Origin of the sequence: Methylobacterium marchantiae, assembly GCF_042679825.1 — a bacterium.
Taxonomy (GTDB): Bacteria; Pseudomonadota; Alphaproteobacteria; order Rhizobiales; family Beijerinckiaceae; genus Methylobacterium; species Methylobacterium marchantiae.
Window position 1 is genome coordinate 176,178 of sequence record NZ_JBHTND010000003.1, and the last position, 17,889, is coordinate 194,066.

Genomic DNA, 17,889 nt, shown 5'->3' on the forward strand with positions numbered 1-17,889 from the left:
GATCGAATCCCGGTCTCGGTCCGACCCCGAGCAGCCTATCGCTCCGGATCAGGCGATCGTGAGCGATCTCACGCGGTCGGCTCCCACTGGATGAAAACCGATCCGGTGAACTCGAACACCTTCGTCCCGTGTTGGTTCACGGCGGTGTTGTGGTGGGTGGCGAGACCCCATCCCGGTCGCGTTGCGGTTCGGCGCGCGGCGGTGAGGGTGCAGGAATAGCGCAGAGTGTCGCCGGCATAGACCGGGGCCAACCAGCGCATGTCTCGAAACCCCGGTGAGGGACCGAGTTGCGGCACGGGGCCCGAGCGCTCCGTGTGGGCGATGTCGCGCGCGCGGGTGATGTGCAGGCGCTTCATCCAGACGGCCGCGGTGTGCCAACCCGAAGCGCACAGGGCACCGAAATGGGTCTCGCGCGCCAAGCCGGGATCGAGGTGGAAGGCCTGCGGATCGTAGGCCCTGGCGAAGGCCACGATGGCCTCGGACGTGAATACGTGCCCGCCGAGATCGCGCGTTGTCCCGATGGGCGCACTGCCGAGAAAATTGATCCGCTCCGCGTCGGTCCCCTCCACCAAACGGGCAGGCTCGGCCAGGCTCACGGAGCGCGGTGGCAGCGGTGTCGCGTCCCTGCGGGCGAACATCACGGAGAAGGCCTGAGTCATCACCGTCTCGTCGCGGCCGTTGAGCATGGTCATGCCAAAGCGCACGAAGCCACGATCCGGTTTCGAGTTCGAGACCCGGCAACTCTCGACGGTGACGGCGATGCGCAGGGCATCATTCGGCAGCACCGGCCGCAGCCAGCGCAGTTGAAGGATGCCGGGCGAGCCCATGGAAGTGGCGCCGCGGAAGACGTGCTTCTGCAGGAGCCGCATACCGAAACCGGCGCTCTGCCAGCCCGAGCCGATGAGATGGCCGACGAAAGTCGCCTCCGCTGCCGCCTCGTCGAGGTGGAACGGCTGTGGATCGAACTCGGCGGCAAATGCGACGATCTCATCGCGGGTCACTGTAAGCGGCCCGCCCTCGATGACGGCGCCGGGGGTGAAGTCCTCGAAGGCGATGCCGGGCATGCGCGCTCTCAATTGGCGAAGCGGAAGTGCAGCACGTCGCCGTCCTGCACCACGTATTCCTTGCCCTCCAGCCGGAACTTGCCCGCCTCCTTCGCGCCGCTCTCGCCCTTGAGGGCGGTATAATCGGCAAAGGCGATGGTCTCGGCGCGGATGAAGCCCTTCTCGAAATCCGTATGGATCACGCCGGCGGCGGCGGGCGCGCGGGTGCCCTTCTCGATGGTCCAGGCGCGCGCCTCCTTCGGACCCACGGTAAAGTAGGTGATGAGACCGAGGAGTTCGTAGCCGGCACGGATGACACGGTTCAGACCTGGCTCGGCGAGCCCCACCGCTTCGAGGAAATCGGCCTGATCGTCGAGCGGCATCACCGCGATCTCGCTCTCGATCTTGGCCGAAACCACCACGGCGCGGGCGCCCTCGGTCTTGGCCTGGGCGATGACTGCCTCCGAATAGGCGTTACCCTTGTCGGCATCCGCCTCGTCCACGTTGCAGACGTAGAGGACGGGCTTGGCTGTCATCAGACCGAGGGTCTGGAACAGCTTCTCTTCCTCCGGCTTGCGGCTGACCAAGCGCGCGGGCTTGCCCTCGCGCAGGAGCGGCAGCGCCCGCTGGACGAGATCGAGCATCTCCTTGGCTTCCTTGTCGGCGCCCTTGGCCTTCTTCTCCAGAGCGAAGAGGCGCTTCTCGAGGCTGTCGAGATCGGCGAGCATCAGTTCGGTCTCGATCGTCTCGATGTCCGCCTTGGGATCGACTTTGCCCTCCACATGGGTGACGTCACCGTCGGTGAAGCAGCGCACGACGTGGGCGATGGCGTCCACCTCGCGAATGTTGGCGAGGAACTGGTTGCCGAGCCCCTCCCCCTTCGAAGCGCCACGGACCAGGCCGGCGATGTCGACGAAGGTGAGCCGGGTCGGGATGATCTCCTTCGAGGCGGCGATCTTCGCCAGGTCGTCGAGGCGCGGATCCGGCACCGCCACCTCGCCGACATTCGGCTCGATCGTGCAGAACGGATAGTTTGCCGCCTGCGCCGCCGCGGTCTGCGTCAGCGCGTTGAAGAGGGTTGACTTGCCGACGTTCGGCAGGCCGACGATGCCGCATTTGAAGCCCATAATATTCCTCAAGAGTTCGCGAGGATCGATTCCGGTAAGGCCCGAAACGGATTCACGATCGCCGTTCTTTCGACCTCGCGGCCGTATTGATAGTCTTCCGACAGGAGGAAGCGGCATCCAGCCCGGATCGTGGAACCGAGTATGACGCAGTCCCTCCACTGAAACCGGGTCTGCCGCCGCAATGACTAGGCATCGCCGACCCGTGCGAGACCGGTCGCGCCTTCCGACCATTCTTCCAGTGCCAGCGTCTCCTGCCGCGTATCCTGCGGATCGATCCAGAGACGACCGCACAGGATGACGGCATGCAACTCACCGAGAACCTGCAGGCTCACCACGATCAGGCCGCGATCCGCCAGAACCTCAAGCCAGTGTCGCGCCATCCCCTTCTTCTCGGGGAAGCGGTCGTCGCGGTCATACAGGAATACGTTGGTATCGACGAACACTCGGCCCGCGAGAGGGACGGCGTCACTCCGCATCGTAGATCTGATCGCGTGTCGGCGCTCGTCCGTTCTCGTCGAGGAGATGGAGTGGCGGCCCCGCAAGGAAGCGTTCCAGGGCCTGACTTTGGAAAAACGACCGGGCGACGCGCTGTTCCACCGTCTCGGCGATGAACTTCGACGGGCGCTCGCCGTCACGCGCAGCGGCGATGCGCGCACGTTGCAGGAGGCTCTCATCCATCGTCACCGTGACGTTCCTCACCCCCTTGTCTCCCGACACGCCGAAGCCGAGTCTCGATATCGTGTCCTCGTGTTTTCGTGTCAATCACGGGCATTGACCTGCCTGACGTCGTCCCAGCCGCGGCCCGCCATGGCGAGGTGGACCTTGTTCTGGAAGCTCGCATCCTCGCCCGCCGCCAGCAGCGCGGCGTGGTCCGCGACGGCACGGCAGAGATCCTCGACCCATGCTCGCTCACCCTTGCCGAAATCATTGAGGACATAGGCATGGACCAGAGCCTTGTCGCCGGGATGACCGATGCCGAGGCGGACGCGCCGGTAATCGTTGCCGCATTGCGCGGTGATCGAGCGCAGGCCGTTATGGCCGGCATTGCCACCTCCGATCTTCACCCGGAGCTTGGCCGGAGCGAGGTCCAGTTCGTCGTGGAGCACGATCACGTCGGAGAGCGCGATCTTGTAGAAGCGCTGCGCCTCCGAGACCGACCGGCCGGATTCGTTCATGAAGGTCTGCGGCTTCAGAAGCACGACGCGTTCGGTGCCGAGCGTTGCCTCGGTGATCTCTCCCTGGAACTTGCGCCGCCAAGGCCCCGCGCGATGGCCCCGAGCCATCTCGTCGAGGGCGAGAAAGCCGATGTTGTGGCGGTTACCCGCATAGCGGGCCCCCGGATTGCCGAGCCCGACGATCAGGCGCATGGCATCATCTCCCTGACGGATGACGAACGGGCGGCATCAAACAAAAAGGTGCCCCGACCTCGCGGTCGGAGCACCTGTGGACGAAGACGAGACCGGGGCGCGAAGCCCCCTGGCCTCAATCCTCCTTCTTGTCTTCTTCAGCCTCGGCGGCCTCTTCGGCCTCAGCCTCGGCCTTCTCCTCGGCGGCTTCCGTCGCCTGAGCCTCGGCGATCGCGGCCTCTTCGGCCTCGACCTCGGCACCGAGCACGGTCGGCGGCACGACGTTGGCGACGACGGCTTCGGCCTCGCCGGTGAAGCTGGTGTTGGCCGGAAGCGTCACGGCTTCGATATGGATCGAATCGCCGATCTCGAGACCGGTGAGATCGACCTCGACCGCGTCGGGGATCGCGTCGGCGGGCACTTCGAGGGAGAGCGTGTGCAGAACGACGTTGAGGGTGCCGCCATTCTTCTTGATGCCGGGGGCCTCATCCTCGTTGATGAAGTGTACGGGCACTTCGACGGTGAGGTTCTGGCCCGCGACGACACGCAGGAAATCAACGTGCAGGGGCACGCCCGTCACCGGATCCAGCTGGTAGTCGCGCGGAATGGCGCGGGTCTTCTTTCCACCGGCATTGATTTCGAACAGGGTGGTCTTGAAGCCACCGGCATAGATCAGTGTGCGGGTGCGAACGAGGTCGATGGCGATGGCCTGTGGAGCCTGACCGCCACCATAGATGACGGCGGGAACGTTGCCCTGGCGACGAACGGCCCGGGCGGCCCCCTTGCCGACCCGGTCGCGTGCCACGGCCTCAAGCGGCTTTGTTGCGCTCATGGCGTGATCCTTCAAATAGAAAAGCAAATAACCGCGAAACGCCAAAAGCCGCCCGAAACGGACGGCCCTCACCGATCCACGAAGCGCCCGTGCCTCCAAGGGTGTCTGGCGGGCGCGTGAGGTCCATACCCGCAAGAGGCGTGAAGTGCAACGCTCCGTACTCGCCATGCACGGCGACCGACCTCTTAGCGAATGCAACGCATCTCTTGAACGCTTCACTCATCATTCGCGTCATTGGCTGGCGCTTCGGCCGACCTCCAAGGGATTTGTTCACCTGCCAAGACAAGGATGGCTCGCCATATGGCGAGGTGACCGAGAATGACGCAGCCGATCCTCTGGGCGTTGGGAGTGACATCCGCCGCGGTCACCGTCGGCATGAGTCTGGTGACACGGTTCGAGAACGGTCCCCGCCCTCATGATCGTGGCGGAATGGCCCTCAACATCGACAGTGCGAGCCTTGGCGGGACCAACCCGACACGCTTTGCGCCGAACGCCGTGACCCTGTCGGCCGATTCGCGCGGACATTTTTCCATCGACGTCGACGTGGCCGGCCGCTCTCTGAAAATGCTGGTCGATACGGGAGCCAGCATCTGCGCCTTCAGCTACGAGGATGCGCAACGACTCGGATTACGAGTCTACGAGCAGGACTTCACTCGCCGCATCGAGACGGCCAACGGCTCCGTCGCGGGCGCCAACGTGCGGATTCCGGTGATACGCGTCGGGACGATCAGCATCCGTGATGTGGAGGCCGTGGTCCTGCCGAGGGGGCGCCTAGGCACGAGCCTCCTGGGCATGTCGTTCCTGCGGCGCCTCAACGATTTCAAGATGTCGGACGGCCGGTTGATGATGCGCGGCTGAGGGCGTCCCGCGCCATTGCCACATCGCCGACGGATATGTCGGTGAGATCCGGGATCGCGCGTTTCCCGAGATGCGCGGGTCGGCCTTTCCCCGCTGAGTCCATTCCGGTATGGCGCTTGCTGAATGTCGCCTGCAGGACATCACCTGCAGAGCGTGATTGACTGACGAGAATTCAAAGGGCCCGCGATGTTTCCAAAGCCGCATGCTTCGCTCACGCCCAATACGTTCGAGTTCGAGCAGTTTCCTCTGGTGAAGCCCACCGGCTTCCGTGAATACGACGCCCGCTGGCTGTTTCCGCAGGAAATCAATCTCATGGGCGTCCAGGCCCTCGGCATGGGCATAGGTACGCTGGTTCACGAGATGGGTGTTCGCCCCGACATCGTCACCGGGCACGATTTCCGCGGGTACTCTTCCTCGATCAAGCTGGCGCTGATCGCCGGCATGCAGGCCGCGGGCCTGCGTGTGAAGGATGTCGGCCTCGCCCTCTCGCCGATGGCTTATTTCGGGCAGTTCGCCCTCGATTGCCCCTGCGTCGCGATGGTCACCGCTTCGCACAACGACAATGGCTGGACCGGCGTGAAGATGGGCGCCAACCGCCCGATGACCTTCGGCCCCGAGGAGATGGGACGCCTCAAGGAGATCGTACTCGGCGGCACCTACACGTACCGCGATGGGGGTGCCTACGAATTCGTCGAAGGCTTTGCCGAGACCTACCTCGCCGACCTCAAGAGCCGGGCAAAACCGATCACCCGCAAGCTCAAGGTGGTGGCGGCCTGCGGCAACGGGACGGCCGGAGCTTTCGCGCCGAGGCTCCTCGAAGCGCTCGGCGTCGAAGTCATCCCTCTCGATGTGACGCCCGACTACACCTTTCCGCGTTACAACCCGAACCCCGAGGACATGGAAATGCTCCATGCCATCGCGGCCAAGGTGAAAGAGACCGGTGCCGATGTCGGCCTCGGTTTCGATGGTGACGGCGACCGCTGCGGCGTCGTTGATGACGAGGGCGAGGAGATCTTCGCCGACAAGATCGGCGTGATGCTGGCCCGCGACCTGTCGAAGCTTCATCCCGGAGCGACCTTCGTCGTCGACGTGAAATCGACCGGCCTCTACAACACCGACCCGGAATTGCAGGCTCAGGCGGTCAAGACGGATTACTGGAAGACCGGCCATTCCTACATCAAGCGGCGCGTCAACGAACTCGGTGCCCTCGCAGGCTTCGAGAAGTCCGGGCACTTCTTCTTCAACGAGCCGATCGGCCGCGGCTACGACGATGGTCTCCTCACCGGCATCGCTGTGATCGAAATGCTCGATCGCAACCCCGATAAGTCCATGGCCGATCTCTACCGTGCATTGCCCAAGACCTGGGGGTCGCCGACCATGTCGCCGCATTGCGATGACGAGGTGAAGTACGGCATCGTCGAGAAGGTGACCGCGCGCTTCCAGGCCATGCAGGCGGCGGGCGAACCCATCGCCGGAGCCAAGATCACCGATCTCGTCACGGTGAACGGCGTGCGGGTCGCCACGGAAGATGGGACCTGGGGCCTCGTGCGCGCATCGTCCAACAAGCCGGAGCTGGTGGTCGTGATCGAGAGCCCCGTGTCGGAGGAGCGGTTGCACGCCATGTTCAAGGCGGTGGACGGCGTCCTGCGCGAAAGCCCGGAAGTCGGCGCCTACAACCAGACCATCTGACACGTCTCCGGTCGGTCGGTTCCTACGCCGGCCGCCGAGACCGCGCGGCACTGCCACGCTCCGACAACGAGAAAGGCCACCGTCATGGCGACGGTGGCCTTTCTCGTTCCGAAACCTCGGTCTATCTCGGGCCGCTTCCCGCTGTTGCGAGAGTGCGTCGGCTATCGGCTTGGCCGCTGACATCACCGAAGTACTTCGTCGCGTCGCCGAGCTGCATCGATGGCATGCAATTGGGGGTGCACGAATAAGATTCGCGGTCGAGACCCCGCTGTACGGTAACGATCGCTCCTTGTGCAGCCTGGACGCTGATGGTCGATTCCGCCAGCATTCCGCCGGATGCGTCGAGGGCGATAAGGTTGGTGGAGCCGAAGCTCTTCCCCGTCAGGATGACGATGCCGTTCTTCTGAAGAGCGACATCGGCCACGAGAGGATTTCCTACGATGACCGTCTGCGTCCGCTCGGGCAGACGGATGACCTTTGCGTTGTCGACATTCACCGCCACGATGGCCGGTGCGGTCTCAGCGAACGCGGATGATGCGCCGAGAACGAAGCAGAGCGAAACCCCGATCGACCGGGCGAGTCGCTTCCATGGCGTGATTGTCGGCATCGACCTGTGGCCCATGGCTAAGGTTGCTTTCGGCTGCGACGGGAATGTCTCGCTGCAATCGCCAGCGCCCATCCGATCGGCTTATTGCTTCGTCATCATAAGTCTTAGCGCCAATTTGGTAAATGAAAGCCTAACGTTATGGCGTCGTGTTCTTGAACGCACCGCAAGCTTCCATGTAAAAAGACAATGCCTCGAACGCGCAGCAGGCTGCTGATTGTTCGGCCGTGCAGCATCAGGGCAATTGCTCATCGACCCGAAATGATGAGCGTCCTTAAAGACTATCGGGTGCATTTAACATTTTTTTACCACGCGGAAATCGTGAACGGCACGGGCTCGTTTCGGATACCGGCTTAACCCAATCGCAAGAGGAAGCAGGGCATCTTCCTTCTTGTCGCCGATCGAAACACAACGATCTTCGACGGCACCTTCGCAAGACGAACAATCAGGAAATACAGTCATGACCAGCATCTTCAAGCGCTTTGCTTCCGACGAGTCCGGCGCTACCGCTATCGAATACGGCCTCATCGCGTCGCTCATCGCCGTCGCCGTCATCACCGTCCTCACCAGCATCGGCGGCAACCTCAACACCACCCTGACCAAGGTCGCGACCAACCTCGGCAAGTAAGACCATCTGAACTGTTCCTCTCGGGATCGTTCCTCGCGTCTTGTGCCACCGGTCGACCACGCCCGTTCTGCGTGGTTCGAATACCTCGCCGGACGATCCGCCGATCGTCCGGCAGAGCCATCGACCTTTAGCGGCTTCGTCCGGCGATGCGGCCTTGCAGTGGCGAGGAAGGATCTCCGCCACGCCCTGACAGCCTCACGGCCGGTTCTTTCGAGAGCTTGGCGGCGAGGCGCTTTCGCATGTCGATGGATCGACCTCCGATCGCGACGAACCTGAGTTCTGACCTGAGCCCGAGGTTGCCCTGATGGCGAGCGTCACGCTTCTGATCGTATTTCCGTTCCTGATGGCCTACGCGGCTGCCCGGGATGTTCTTACGATGCTGATCCCGAATACGGTGTCCTTGCTGCTCCTGCTCGGCTTCGCGGTCTTCGCCGCCTCCACGGGCCTGTGGGGCTGGGATCTGGCCAGCCATCTCGGAGCCGGTGCGGCGACGCTGGCTGTGACCTTCACTCTGTTCGCCTTCGGGATCATCGGCGGTGGAGATGCCAAGCTCGCTGCGGCCACGGCGATCTGGATAGGGTTCGACCATCTGGCGGATTATCTCGTGGTCGCTTCGATTGCCGGGGGGGCTCTCACCTTGGCGATTCTCGTCGCGCGCTCTCATCCCCTCCCTTCCGCACTCGGCCGATTCCCGTTCGCTCTGCACCTCCACGATGCGAAGACCGGCGTGCCCTACGGTGTGGCCTTGTCTCTCGGCGCGCTGATCGTCATTCCGGAAACGATGACCTGGGCGCGGATGATGGCGTCCTGAGACCGACGCAGGCAGAGTGTCGAAGCTCTCTCCTATTCAGGCGCAGATCGCCGCAGGGTTTCTCCGCGATATCGCCGCTCCACGCAAAGCAGGCCACCATCATAAAGGTTAGTCTTCGTTAACCGTAATTTGAGGAATCCCGAACGAAGGTGATCGACGACGGCAACCGGCCGTTCTGTCAGGTTCGATCTCGGCGATGAAACCAGCCCGTCTTGCCGTCCTCGCCATCGCACTCACGACCGGCGTCGGCGCCGCTTTCCTGATGAGCGGCAGCGACACCCCTCCTCCGGCCCCGACGGTAGCCGAGGCACCGCCCCCCCAGGTTCCAGTCTCGGACGTCCTCGTCGCGGCCGCCGATCTCCCGATGGGGCAGAACATTCAGGCTGCCGATCTGCGCTGGCAGCCTTGGCCCGATCAGGCCATCACCGTCGGCTACATCACGCGTGCGAACTCACCCAAGGGCATGGAGACCGTCATCGGCTCCATCGCCCGTACGGCCTTCCTCGCCGGCGAGCCGATCCGCCCGCAGAAGCTCGCCCGCTCGGATGGTGGGTTCATGGCGGCGATCCTCCCCTCGGGAATGCGTGCCGTCGCCATCGTGACCGATACGCGGGGGTCGAGTTCCGCCGGCGGTTTCATTCTTCCCAACGACCACGTCGACGTCATCCGCACCTACCGCGACGAGGATGCCTCGCGCTCCGGAGGCGGCGAGGTCCAGATTTCCGAGACCCTGCTGACGGACATCCGTGTCCTCGCGGTCGGTCAGATCGTTCAGGAAAGAAACGGGACCAATGTCGTCACCGGCGAGACAGCGACCCTCGCCCTGACGCCTGCCCAGGCCGAGATCGTGACGCTCGCGCAGAAGGTGGGGCAACTCTCCCTGTCTCTGCGCAGCCTCGTGGATGCCGGCAAGACCACGGACATCACTCCCGACGCGCAGCAAGAATCCGCCCTGACGGTGGTGCGGTTCGGCGTCGCCAAACAACAATCGCGTCGCTGAGACGCCCGCTCACGCGATGATGAAGGATTCGTCGATGACCACGAGACACCGGGTCCGCGCGGGCAACCTGTCCGTGCTCGCGGGCCTAGCCGGCCTGATGCTTGCCGCCCTTCCGGCTATCGCCGCGCCGCGGGAGGGTTTCACCGCCGCCCCCATCGTCGAAGTCGGCGCCGGCGAGTCGGGTACGTCGCGCCGCATCGAACTGACGACGGGACGATCGTTGGTGATCGACCTGCCGCGCGACGCCAAGGAGGTCTTCGTGGCCAACCCGAAGGTCGCCAATGCCGTCGTGCGCTCGACCCGAAAGGTCTTCGTCATCGGCATGGAGGACGGTGCCACCTCGATCTTCATCATGGATGCCGAGGGACGCCAGATCACGGCTCTCGACGTGACGGTGGCTCGTGACCTCAAGCTCGGTACGTTGCGGCAGATCCTCCTCCAGAGCATCGCAGGCGGCCGTTTCGACATCCGCACCGCGGGCGATTCCCTGATCCTGTCCGGCAGCGTGAACTCCGCCTCCGAAGCGGCCCAAGCCATGGACATCGCGAACGCGTTCGTCGGGCAAACCGGAGGCGGCGGTAGCAGCGGCGGTGCCGGCGCGCCGGGTGCGAAGGGCGCCGTGATCAACAACATCACCATCCGGGGCAAAGATCAGGTGATGCTGCGCGTCACCGTGGTCGAGGTCGCCCGAACCGTCCTGAAGCAGTTCGGCGTGAACCTGCAGGGTGGCTGGTCCGGGCTGGACGTCATCAGGAATACCACGCCCTTCGGACTCAACGGCGGACAGTTCCCGGACGGCAATCGCATCGAGGCGACGATCAAGGGAACCGGCGGTGCCAGCCTGACCGCGACCCTCCGGGCCTTCGAGCAGGCGGGTGTCTCGCGCATCCTCGCCGAGCCGACGCTCACCGCGATCTCAGGTGAATCCGCGAAATTCACAGCCGGCGGCGAGCTTCCCGTTCCCGCATCGCAGAACTGCACCGGCGGCGTCTGCACCATCGGTATCTCGTTCAAGACCTACGGCGTCAGCCTGAACTTCACGCCCGTGGTGATGGCTGAGAACCGCATTTCCGTGCGCGTGGCGACGGAGGTGTCGGAGATCGATCAGGCCAATTCGTTCACCTTCGTTCAGGGCAATTCCACCGTTGCGGTTCCCGGCTTCACCCTGCGGAAATCCGAGACGACCGTCGAGCTCGCCTCCGGCGGCACCATGATGACCGCAGGCCTGATCCAGCAGCGCAACAAGGCCGCCGTCAGCGGACTGCCCGGCCTCATCAACCTGCCGATCCTCGGTGCCCTGTTCCGTTCGCGCGACTACCAGCGGCAGGAGACCGAACTCATGATCATGGTCACCCCCTACATCGCCAAGGCGATGGAGGCGAAGCAGGTGGCACGGCCGGACGATGGCTTCATCGACGCCCAGGATGCGCAGGGCATCCTGCTCGGACGCCTGAACCGTGTCTACGGAGCGACGGGCACGGCTCCCCTTGGCGCGAATTACCGCGGCCATGTCGGCTTCATCACGGACTGACGCGGCAGCGACATTCCCCAACGACGCGGCCCCGGCATCATCAGGATCCGACCACATGTCTCTTCCCTCGTTCCGCTCTCCGATCGCGCTTCTCGCCGTTGCCGCCGTGGCCTCCGCCCTCGGTGCCTGCCGGGCCGACCGCGCCGAGACCACCGGCTCGCTCTATCCCATGGATTACCGGGCTCGCCACCCGATCGTGCTCGCCGACAATACCCGATCTCTCGATGTCTTCGTCATCGGAACCGGCCATATCGATCCGCGCCAGGCCGCCGACATCGAGGCTTTCCTGCTCGAATTCCGCCGCTATGGGCGAGGCACCATCATCCTCGATATCCCGCGCGGCGTCTCGCCGGCGATCGGGGCGGCCGTCGAGAGGACGGGTGCCACGATCCGCAGGCTCGGCGCCGAGAACGGTGTCACCGGACGACAGATGGTCGTGTCCGCCTATGCGGTGGCCGATCCCTCCCTCGCATCGCCCCTGCGCCTCAGCTTCCAGCGCATGGAAGCGAAAGTCGGCAGCCAGTGTGGCGTGTGGCCCCAGGACCTCGGAGTCGGCAATCCGGCGTTCAACGGGCGCAACGAGACCCACTGGAACCTCGGATGCGCGACGCAGTCCAACGTCGCGAGCCAGGTGGCCGACCCGATCGACCTCATCCGCGGCAGGCCGGAGGGACGCATCGACTCGATCCGGCGTACCGGCGACATCAACAAACTGCGCGAGGGCAAGGATCCGTCAACCATATGGCGTCAGGATGGAAAGACGTCGGTGAAGTCGGCCATCGACAACTGATCGGCGCTTCCTCCTCGTCGTTCCCCAGAACTTCGGCCTTCGTTTTCACCTAAAAGACCGGAACCCGCCCCATGCCGGACTTCAACGAGTCACTCGAGCGCATCATCGCTCCTGTGCCGCGGATCACGATACAGGCCTTCTGCGAGACGACCGAGACGGCTGCGATGATCGAGGCGGCCGGCAGCGACAGACGGCTGCAGAAGGCTCAGATCAAGATCCAGATGGGAGGGGGGCCCGCTGCAGTCGAAGCCTTCCGCCACGCGCCCACCCCGAACGTCGTGATCATCGAGACACACGGTACGAAGTCTCGTCCGCTGGAGAGTCTCGATTCCCTGGCCGAGGTCTGCGACGAGGGAACGAAGGTCGTCGTCATCGGCCACGTCAACGACGTTCAGCTCTATCGCCAGTTCATCCAGCGGGGCGTGAGCGAATACCTCATGGCGCCTGTGGATCCCATTGTCCTGATCCAGGCCGTGTCCGATCTGTTCTCGGCACCCGGCGCCCGGCCGGTTGGCCGCACGATCGCGGTGGTCGGTGCCAAGGGCGGCGTCGGCGCATCCACGATCGCCCACAACCTGGCCTGGACCGTGGCGCGCGAACACGCGGTGGCAACGGTCATCGCCGACCTCGACATCGCCTTCGGCTCGGCGAGCCTCAACTTCAATCAGGATCCGCCTCAGGGGATCGCGGAAGCGGTCTTCGCGCCGGAGCGCCTCGATTCCAATCTCCTCGACCGCCTGCTCTCGAAATGCAGCGACAACCTTTCGCTCCTTTCAGCACCGGCCACCCTCGACCGAACGACGGACCTGACCGAGCCGTCCTTCGACAATCTCGTCGACCTGTTGCGCGCGGCCGTGCCCTGCGTGGTTCTCGATGTTCCGCATACCTGGTCGGCCTGGACCCGGCGTCTGCTGATCTCCTCGGACGAGATCATCATCGTCGCACAGCCGGAACTCGCCTCCCTGCGCAACCTCAAGAACCTGCTGACCCTGCTGCAGCAGAACCGGCCCAATGACAGCAAGCCGCGCATCGTCCTCAACGGCGTCGGCGTCCCCAAGCGGCCCGAGATCTCGCCGGGCGAGTTCGCCAAGGCGCTCGACTCGACATTGACGGCGACGATCCCGTTCGATCCGGTCCTGTTCGGCACCGCGGCGAATAACGGGCAGATGCTGGCCGAGGTCCAGGCGAACGCGAAGGCATCGGAGGTGTTCTCGGATCTCGCCGGCCGCATGATCGGCCGCCCCGAGGTCCGCCGCGCCCGCGGGAACCTGTTCGAGCCCATCCTGTCGAGACTATCACGGCGCAAGGCGTCCTGATGCTCTCGAGCCCCAAGGAGCCCTGTCATGTTCGGTAGGAGGAGCGGCGCCTCGGCGGTCGAAGCGACCCCATCTGCATTGCCTGCGCCCAAGGCCCAGGTCGCGATTCCCGCCTACGACGACAATGCGGGGGAGTCGAAGACCAGGCGGGTGGAGCGGCCTGTACCGGCCAAGGAGAACGTGAAGTCGGAGGACTATTTCCGCACAAAGAGCATGATCTTCGGTGCGCTGATCGAAGCCATCGATCTGGCTCAGCTCTCGCGTCTCGACGCGGAATCGGCGCGTGAGGAAATCCGCGACATCGTCTCGGAGATCATCGGGCTCAAGAACATCGTCCTCTCCATCGCCGAGCAGGAAGAACTCCTCGACGACATCTGTAACGATGTCCTCGGATACGGACCGCTCGAGCCACTACTGGCGCGTGACGACATCGCCGACATCATGGTCAACGGGGCCAACCGAGCCTTCATCGAGGTCGGCGGCAAGATCCAGCTGACCAACGTCCGCTTCCGCGACAACCAGCAGCTGATGAATATCTGTCAGCGAATCGTCAGCCAGGTCGGCCGCCGCGTCGACGAATCCTCGCCGATCTGCGACGCGCGCCTTCCTGATGGCTCCCGCGTCAACATCATCGCGCCGCCCCTGGCCATCGATGGCCCGGTGCTCACCATCCGTAAGTTCAAGAAGGACAAGCTCACCCTCGACCAGCTCGTGACCTTCGGCGCGATCTCGCCCGAAGGCGCGAAGATCCTCCAGATCATAGGGCGCGTCCGCTGCAACGTCGTCATCTCCGGCGGCACGGGCTCGGGCAAGACCACGCTGCTGAATTGCCTGACGCGCTACATCGACGAGGATGAGCGCATCATCACCTGTGAGGATGCGGCCGAACTCCAGCTCCAGCAATCCCACGTCGTGCGCCTCGAAACTCGACCGCCGAACATGGAAGGGTCGGGCCAGGTCACGATGCGCGACCTCGTGAAGAATTGTCTGCGCATGCGGCCGGAGCGGATCATCGTCGGCGAGGTTCGCGGGCCGGAGGCATTCGATCTGCTGCAGGCGATGAATACCGGCCATGACGGCTCGATGGGCACGCTCCACGCCAACTCGCCGCGCGAGGCGCTCGCCCGTATCGAGTCGATGATCACAATGGGCGGCTTCAGCCTGCCCTCGCGGACCCTGCGCGAGATGATCGTCGGGTCGATCGACGTCATCGTCCAGGCCACCCGCCTGCGCGACGGCTCACGCCGCATCACCCACATCACCGAGGTGATGGGCCTCGAAGGCGACGTCGTCATCACGCAGGATCTCTTCGTCTACGACGTGCTCGGAGAGGATGCGAACGGGAAGCTCATCGGGCGCCATCGTTCCACCGGCATCGGCCGCCCCCGCTTCTGGGAGCGCGCGCGCTATTACGGCGAGGAGAAAGCCCTGGCGGCCGCCCTCGACGCGTCCTCAGACGGCGCCGGCCTGTCATGAACTCGGCTCAGATGCCCCTCGCCGTCGGGCTCGCGACCGTCGCCGCCGGTGCGATCGCCTACGTGGTGCTGACGCCGCTCCTGTCGGGCGAGAACCGCGCGGCGAAGCGGCGGCAATCCGTGAGCATGGTGACGGCCCCCGGAAACCGTGCCACCACGGTCAACCGCCGAGAACAGGTGGCGAAGAGTCTGAAGGAGATCGAGGCCAAGCGCGACGGCACGAAGGTCACTCTGGAACTGAAGATCGCCCGCGCAGGCCTGACCTGGACGAAACAAAAATTCTACATCGTGTCCGCGGTCATGGCGGTCGTCTTCGCGTTGGCGATCTTCATCGTCACCTCGAACAAGCTAGCGACCATGGGCGCCCTTTTCGCCGGTGGGTTCGGCTTGCCTCTGTGGATGCTTACCTTCCTGCGCAAACGGCGTATCAACGCTTTCATCACCGAGTTGCCGACGGCCATCGACATCATCACCCGCGGCGTTCGCGCCGGCATCCCTGTGGGTGATTGCTTCCGCATCATCTCGCGAGAGTCAGAGGAACCGATCCGAAGCGAGTTCCGCCAGGTCGTCGAGTCCCAAACTCTCGGCCTCTCCCTCGGCGACGCTATGGTGAAGATGTACGAGCGCGTACCCGTCGCCGACGTCAACTTCTTCGCCATCGTGATCGGCATCCAGGGCCGGTCCGGCGGCAATCTGTCGGAAGCCCTTAGCAACCTGTCCCGCGTCTTGCGCGAGCGCAAGAAGATGGCGGGGAAGATCCAGGCCATGAGCATGGAGGCCAAGGCGTCCGGCGGAATCATCGCGGCCCTGCCGTTCATCGTGGCGGTCCTGACCTACCTCTCCAGCCCGGACTACATCTCGCTCCTCTGGACGACGGACACGGGCAAGATGGCCCTCGTCGGATCGGCCATCTGGATGTCGATCGGGATCTTCACCATGAAGAAGATGATCAGCTTCGAGGTCTGACCGCCCATGTTATCCGCCATCGGCGAAAAGCTCATCGATCCGCGCTTCATCGGAATGGTCCTCGCCGGGGTCGCCGCCGCCGCGACGGCCTTCGCCCTGCTCCAGCCCATCCTGGAGCCCGACAAGCTCAACAAGCGCATGAAGTTGATCGGCGACGAGCGCGAGGAACTGCGTCGGCGCGAACGTGACCGGCTCAACAACAAGACGACACTGCGCGTGGCGCCGAAGGCGTACATGAAGCGCATCGTGGATCAGTTCAATCTCAGCCGATGGCTGGGCACCGACACCGCCAAGCGCCAATTGGCCATGGCGGGTTACCGCTCACCCGGCGCGGAGACCGGATTCCTGTTCTTTCGCATGGTCACGCCGATCGCGGTCGGGCTGGTGGCGATCTTCTACATCTTCGTCCTCAAGGTCGTGGACTATTCCGTCACCGTCCGCCTGATGATGGTCATCGCGGCGATCCTGCTCGGGATCAAGGCGCCCGAACTCTACCTCCTCAATGCCACGAAGAAGCGCCAACTACAGATCAAGCTGGCTTGGCCCGATGCCCTCGATCTCACCCTGATCTGCGTCGAATCCGGCATGTCGGTCGAGCACGCGATCCGGAGGGTGAGCACGGAGATCGTGACGCAGTCGGTCGCCCTGGCGGAGGAACTCGCCGTCACTGCGGCTGAACTGTCCTACCTGCCCGATCGTCGCATGGCGTTCGAGAACCTCGCCAACCGTGTCGGCCTCGATGCGATCAAGGCGGTCACCACCGCGCTGATCCAGGCCGAGCGTTACGGCACGCCGGTGGGCCAGGCCCTCCGGGTCCTTTCACAGGAAAGTCGCGACCAGCGCATGAACGAGGCCGAGAAGAAAGCGGCTGCCCTGCCGCCGAAGCTGACCGTGCCGATGATCCTGTTCTTCCTGCCGGTCCTGTTCGTGGTCATCCTGACACCGGCGATCATTCAGATCCTCCGCTGACGAATCGGCAGACGCGGCGACCTTCGACATATGTACCGAAGACCAGAAGGCCCCGGACGATGGTGTCCGGGGCCTTCTGGTCTTCGAAGCGATGGGCTCGATGAACGCTGGCTCAGCCGCGCGGCAATTCCGGTGCTCTGGATCGTGCCGAGGGCCGCTGCGCCTTCGGCTGTCCCGCCTGGGCCGTCATGGCGCGGAGCGACGCGGCATTGGCCGCAGCCTCTTCCGGTGTCAGGTCGCGACGCGTGAGCTCTTCGGCCTCCGCGACCTTGCCCCGCAGCCCCAGCACCAAGGCGAGGTTCTGGCGCACCCTCGCATCCGCGCGCGGCTGGGCCACGGCGTTGCGCATCACGGCCTCGGCCTGATCGAGCTGCTTTGCCAAGGCGTATGAGAGGCCGAGATTCGAGAGGATTGCCGGATCGTTAGGCTGGATCTTCAGGGCGGCCTCGTAGAACCCTTGAGCCCGTACATGGTCGCCCAACTGATCCGCGACGGCGCCCTGTGCGGAGAGGACACGCCAATCAGGCCGGGCCGGGGTATGAGCGTTCTGGAGGACTTCAGCTGCTTCGTTGAGGCGACCGACTTCGGCCAAGGCCTTGCCATAAGCCGCGAGCACCACGGGATTCTTGGCGTTGCGCAAGGCCGTCTGCTGAAGCACGGCGACGGCTTGCGTCTTCTGATTCGTGGCCCTGAGCGCCTGGGCATAACGCAGGGCGAGGCCGACATCGCTTTGGTCGGCATTGTACTTCTCGCCGAGCGCGTCGACATCGCGGCGCGTCACCACATCACGGCTCGGCGAACGGCCGAAATTCTTGAGGGAGAAGCCGCCGATCGAGCCGGTTGTCTCCGGCGACCGTGACTGGCAGGCGCTGGCCAGGAGACCGATCAACGCCACTCCGGCCAA

General features: G+C 64.3%; 19 protein-coding genes. 11 read left to right on the forward strand and 8 right to left on the reverse strand.

Annotated features, from left to right (window positions below; genetic code table 11):
* Positions 1–68 precede the first annotated feature (68 nt).
* The 6 genes from ACFQ4G_RS03670 to ACFQ4G_RS03695 form a co-directional block, all read right to left on the reverse strand.
* Positions 69–1,064 carry a MaoC family dehydratase gene (locus ACFQ4G_RS03670; RefSeq protein ID WP_238203414.1) on the reverse strand — a complete coding sequence of 332 codons (996 nt, stop codon included), beginning with the start codon at positions 1,062–1,064 and terminating at the stop codon, positions 69–71.
* A gap of 8 nt (positions 1,065–1,072) precedes the next feature.
* Complete coding sequence (gene ychF, locus ACFQ4G_RS03675; RefSeq protein WP_238203413.1) at positions 1,073–2,170, reverse strand: redox-regulated ATPase YchF; 1,098 nt, start codon at positions 2,168–2,170, stop codon at positions 1,073–1,075.
* A 185-nt stretch (positions 2,171–2,355) separates the two neighbouring features.
* The gene (locus ACFQ4G_RS03680; RefSeq protein ID WP_238203412.1) at positions 2,356–2,646 is read right to left on the reverse strand and encodes a hypothetical protein; all 291 of its coding nucleotides are present in this window, start codon (positions 2,644–2,646) and stop codon (positions 2,356–2,358) included.
* Positions 2,636–2,848: a hypothetical protein gene (locus tag ACFQ4G_RS03685; RefSeq protein WP_379039713.1), complete on the reverse strand. Its 213-nt coding sequence runs from the start codon at positions 2,846–2,848 to the stop codon at positions 2,636–2,638. Before ACFQ4G_RS03685 ends, ACFQ4G_RS03680 begins: the two co-directional genes overlap by 11 nt.
* Before the next feature lie 80 nt (positions 2,849–2,928).
* Positions 2,929–3,537 (reverse strand): aminoacyl-tRNA hydrolase, encoded by a 609-nt coding sequence (pth, locus tag ACFQ4G_RS03690; protein WP_238203410.1) that lies wholly within the window; start codon positions 3,535–3,537, stop codon positions 2,929–2,931.
* Positions 3,538–3,652: 115 nt separating this feature from the next.
* Complete coding sequence (locus ACFQ4G_RS03695; RefSeq protein ID WP_238203409.1) at positions 3,653–4,348, reverse strand: 50S ribosomal protein L25/general stress protein Ctc; 696 nt, start codon at positions 4,346–4,348, stop codon at positions 3,653–3,655.
* A gap of 318 nt (positions 4,349–4,666) precedes the next feature.
* On the opposite strand from ACFQ4G_RS03695, the gene ACFQ4G_RS03700 reads away from it, so the two are divergent.
* The gene (locus ACFQ4G_RS03700) at positions 4,667–5,206 is read left to right on the forward strand and encodes a retropepsin-like aspartic protease family protein (protein WP_238203408.1); all 540 of its coding nucleotides are present in this window, start codon (positions 4,667–4,669) and stop codon (positions 5,204–5,206) included.
* Between the two features lie 186 nt (positions 5,207–5,392).
* Complete coding sequence (locus tag ACFQ4G_RS03705; protein ID WP_238203407.1) at positions 5,393–6,895, forward strand: phosphomannomutase/phosphoglucomutase; 1,503 nt, start codon at positions 5,393–5,395, stop codon at positions 6,893–6,895.
* A 121-nt stretch (positions 6,896–7,016) separates the two neighbouring features.
* Here the strand turns inward: ACFQ4G_RS03705 and ACFQ4G_RS03710 are convergent, their stop codons facing one another.
* Entirely contained in the window at positions 7,017–7,517 is a 501-nt protein-coding gene (locus ACFQ4G_RS03710; RefSeq protein ID WP_379039738.1) for a pilus assembly protein N-terminal domain-containing protein, read from the reverse strand.
* 442 nt (positions 7,518–7,959) lie between these two features.
* Between ACFQ4G_RS03710 and ACFQ4G_RS03715 the strand changes: the two genes are divergently transcribed.
* From ACFQ4G_RS03715 to ACFQ4G_RS03755, 9 genes are all read left to right on the forward strand, one after another.
* The gene (locus ACFQ4G_RS03715) at positions 7,960–8,127 is read left to right on the forward strand and encodes a Flp family type IVb pilin (RefSeq protein ID WP_238203405.1); all 168 of its coding nucleotides are present in this window, start codon (positions 7,960–7,962) and stop codon (positions 8,125–8,127) included.
* 304 nt (positions 8,128–8,431) lie between these two features.
* Entirely contained in the window at positions 8,432–8,938 is a 507-nt protein-coding gene (locus tag ACFQ4G_RS03720) for an A24 family peptidase (protein WP_238203404.1), read from the forward strand.
* A gap of 196 nt (positions 8,939–9,134) precedes the next feature.
* On the forward strand, positions 9,135–9,938 hold the full coding sequence (gene cpaB / locus ACFQ4G_RS03725; protein ID WP_238203403.1) for a Flp pilus assembly protein CpaB: 804 nt from the start codon (positions 9,135–9,137) through the stop codon (positions 9,936–9,938).
* Positions 9,939–9,972: 34 nt separating this feature from the next.
* Positions 9,973–11,469: a type II and III secretion system protein family protein gene (locus ACFQ4G_RS03730; RefSeq protein WP_238203402.1), complete on the forward strand. Its 1,497-nt coding sequence runs from the start codon at positions 9,973–9,975 to the stop codon at positions 11,467–11,469.
* Between the two features lie 55 nt (positions 11,470–11,524).
* Positions 11,525–12,259, forward strand: coding sequence for a CpaD family pilus assembly protein (locus ACFQ4G_RS03735; protein WP_238203401.1), 735 nt, complete (start codon positions 11,525–11,527; stop codon positions 12,257–12,259).
* Positions 12,260–12,330: 71 nt separating this feature from the next.
* Positions 12,331–13,575 (forward strand): AAA family ATPase, encoded by a 1,245-nt coding sequence (locus ACFQ4G_RS03740; RefSeq protein ID WP_238203400.1) that lies wholly within the window; start codon positions 12,331–12,333, stop codon positions 13,573–13,575.
* 27 nt (positions 13,576–13,602) lie between these two features.
* Positions 13,603–15,051, forward strand: coding sequence for a CpaF family protein (locus ACFQ4G_RS03745; protein WP_238203399.1), 1,449 nt, complete (start codon positions 13,603–13,605; stop codon positions 15,049–15,051).
* Positions 15,048–16,016, forward strand: a complete 969-nt coding sequence (locus ACFQ4G_RS03750; protein WP_238203398.1) for a type II secretion system F family protein — start codon at positions 15,048–15,050, stop codon at positions 16,014–16,016. Before ACFQ4G_RS03745 ends, ACFQ4G_RS03750 begins: the two co-directional genes overlap by 4 nt.
* Positions 16,017–16,022: 6 nt before the next feature.
* Positions 16,023–16,985 carry a type II secretion system F family protein gene (locus tag ACFQ4G_RS03755; protein WP_238203397.1) on the forward strand — a complete coding sequence of 321 codons (963 nt, stop codon included), beginning with the start codon at positions 16,023–16,025 and terminating at the stop codon, positions 16,983–16,985.
* 112 nt (positions 16,986–17,097) lie between these two features.
* Here ACFQ4G_RS03755 and ACFQ4G_RS03760 read toward each other — a convergent pair whose 3' ends face one another.
* Positions 17,098–17,880 (reverse strand): tetratricopeptide repeat protein, encoded by a 783-nt coding sequence (locus ACFQ4G_RS03760; RefSeq protein WP_238208743.1) that lies wholly within the window; start codon positions 17,878–17,880, stop codon positions 17,098–17,100.
* Positions 17,881–17,889: the final 9 nt, after the last annotated feature.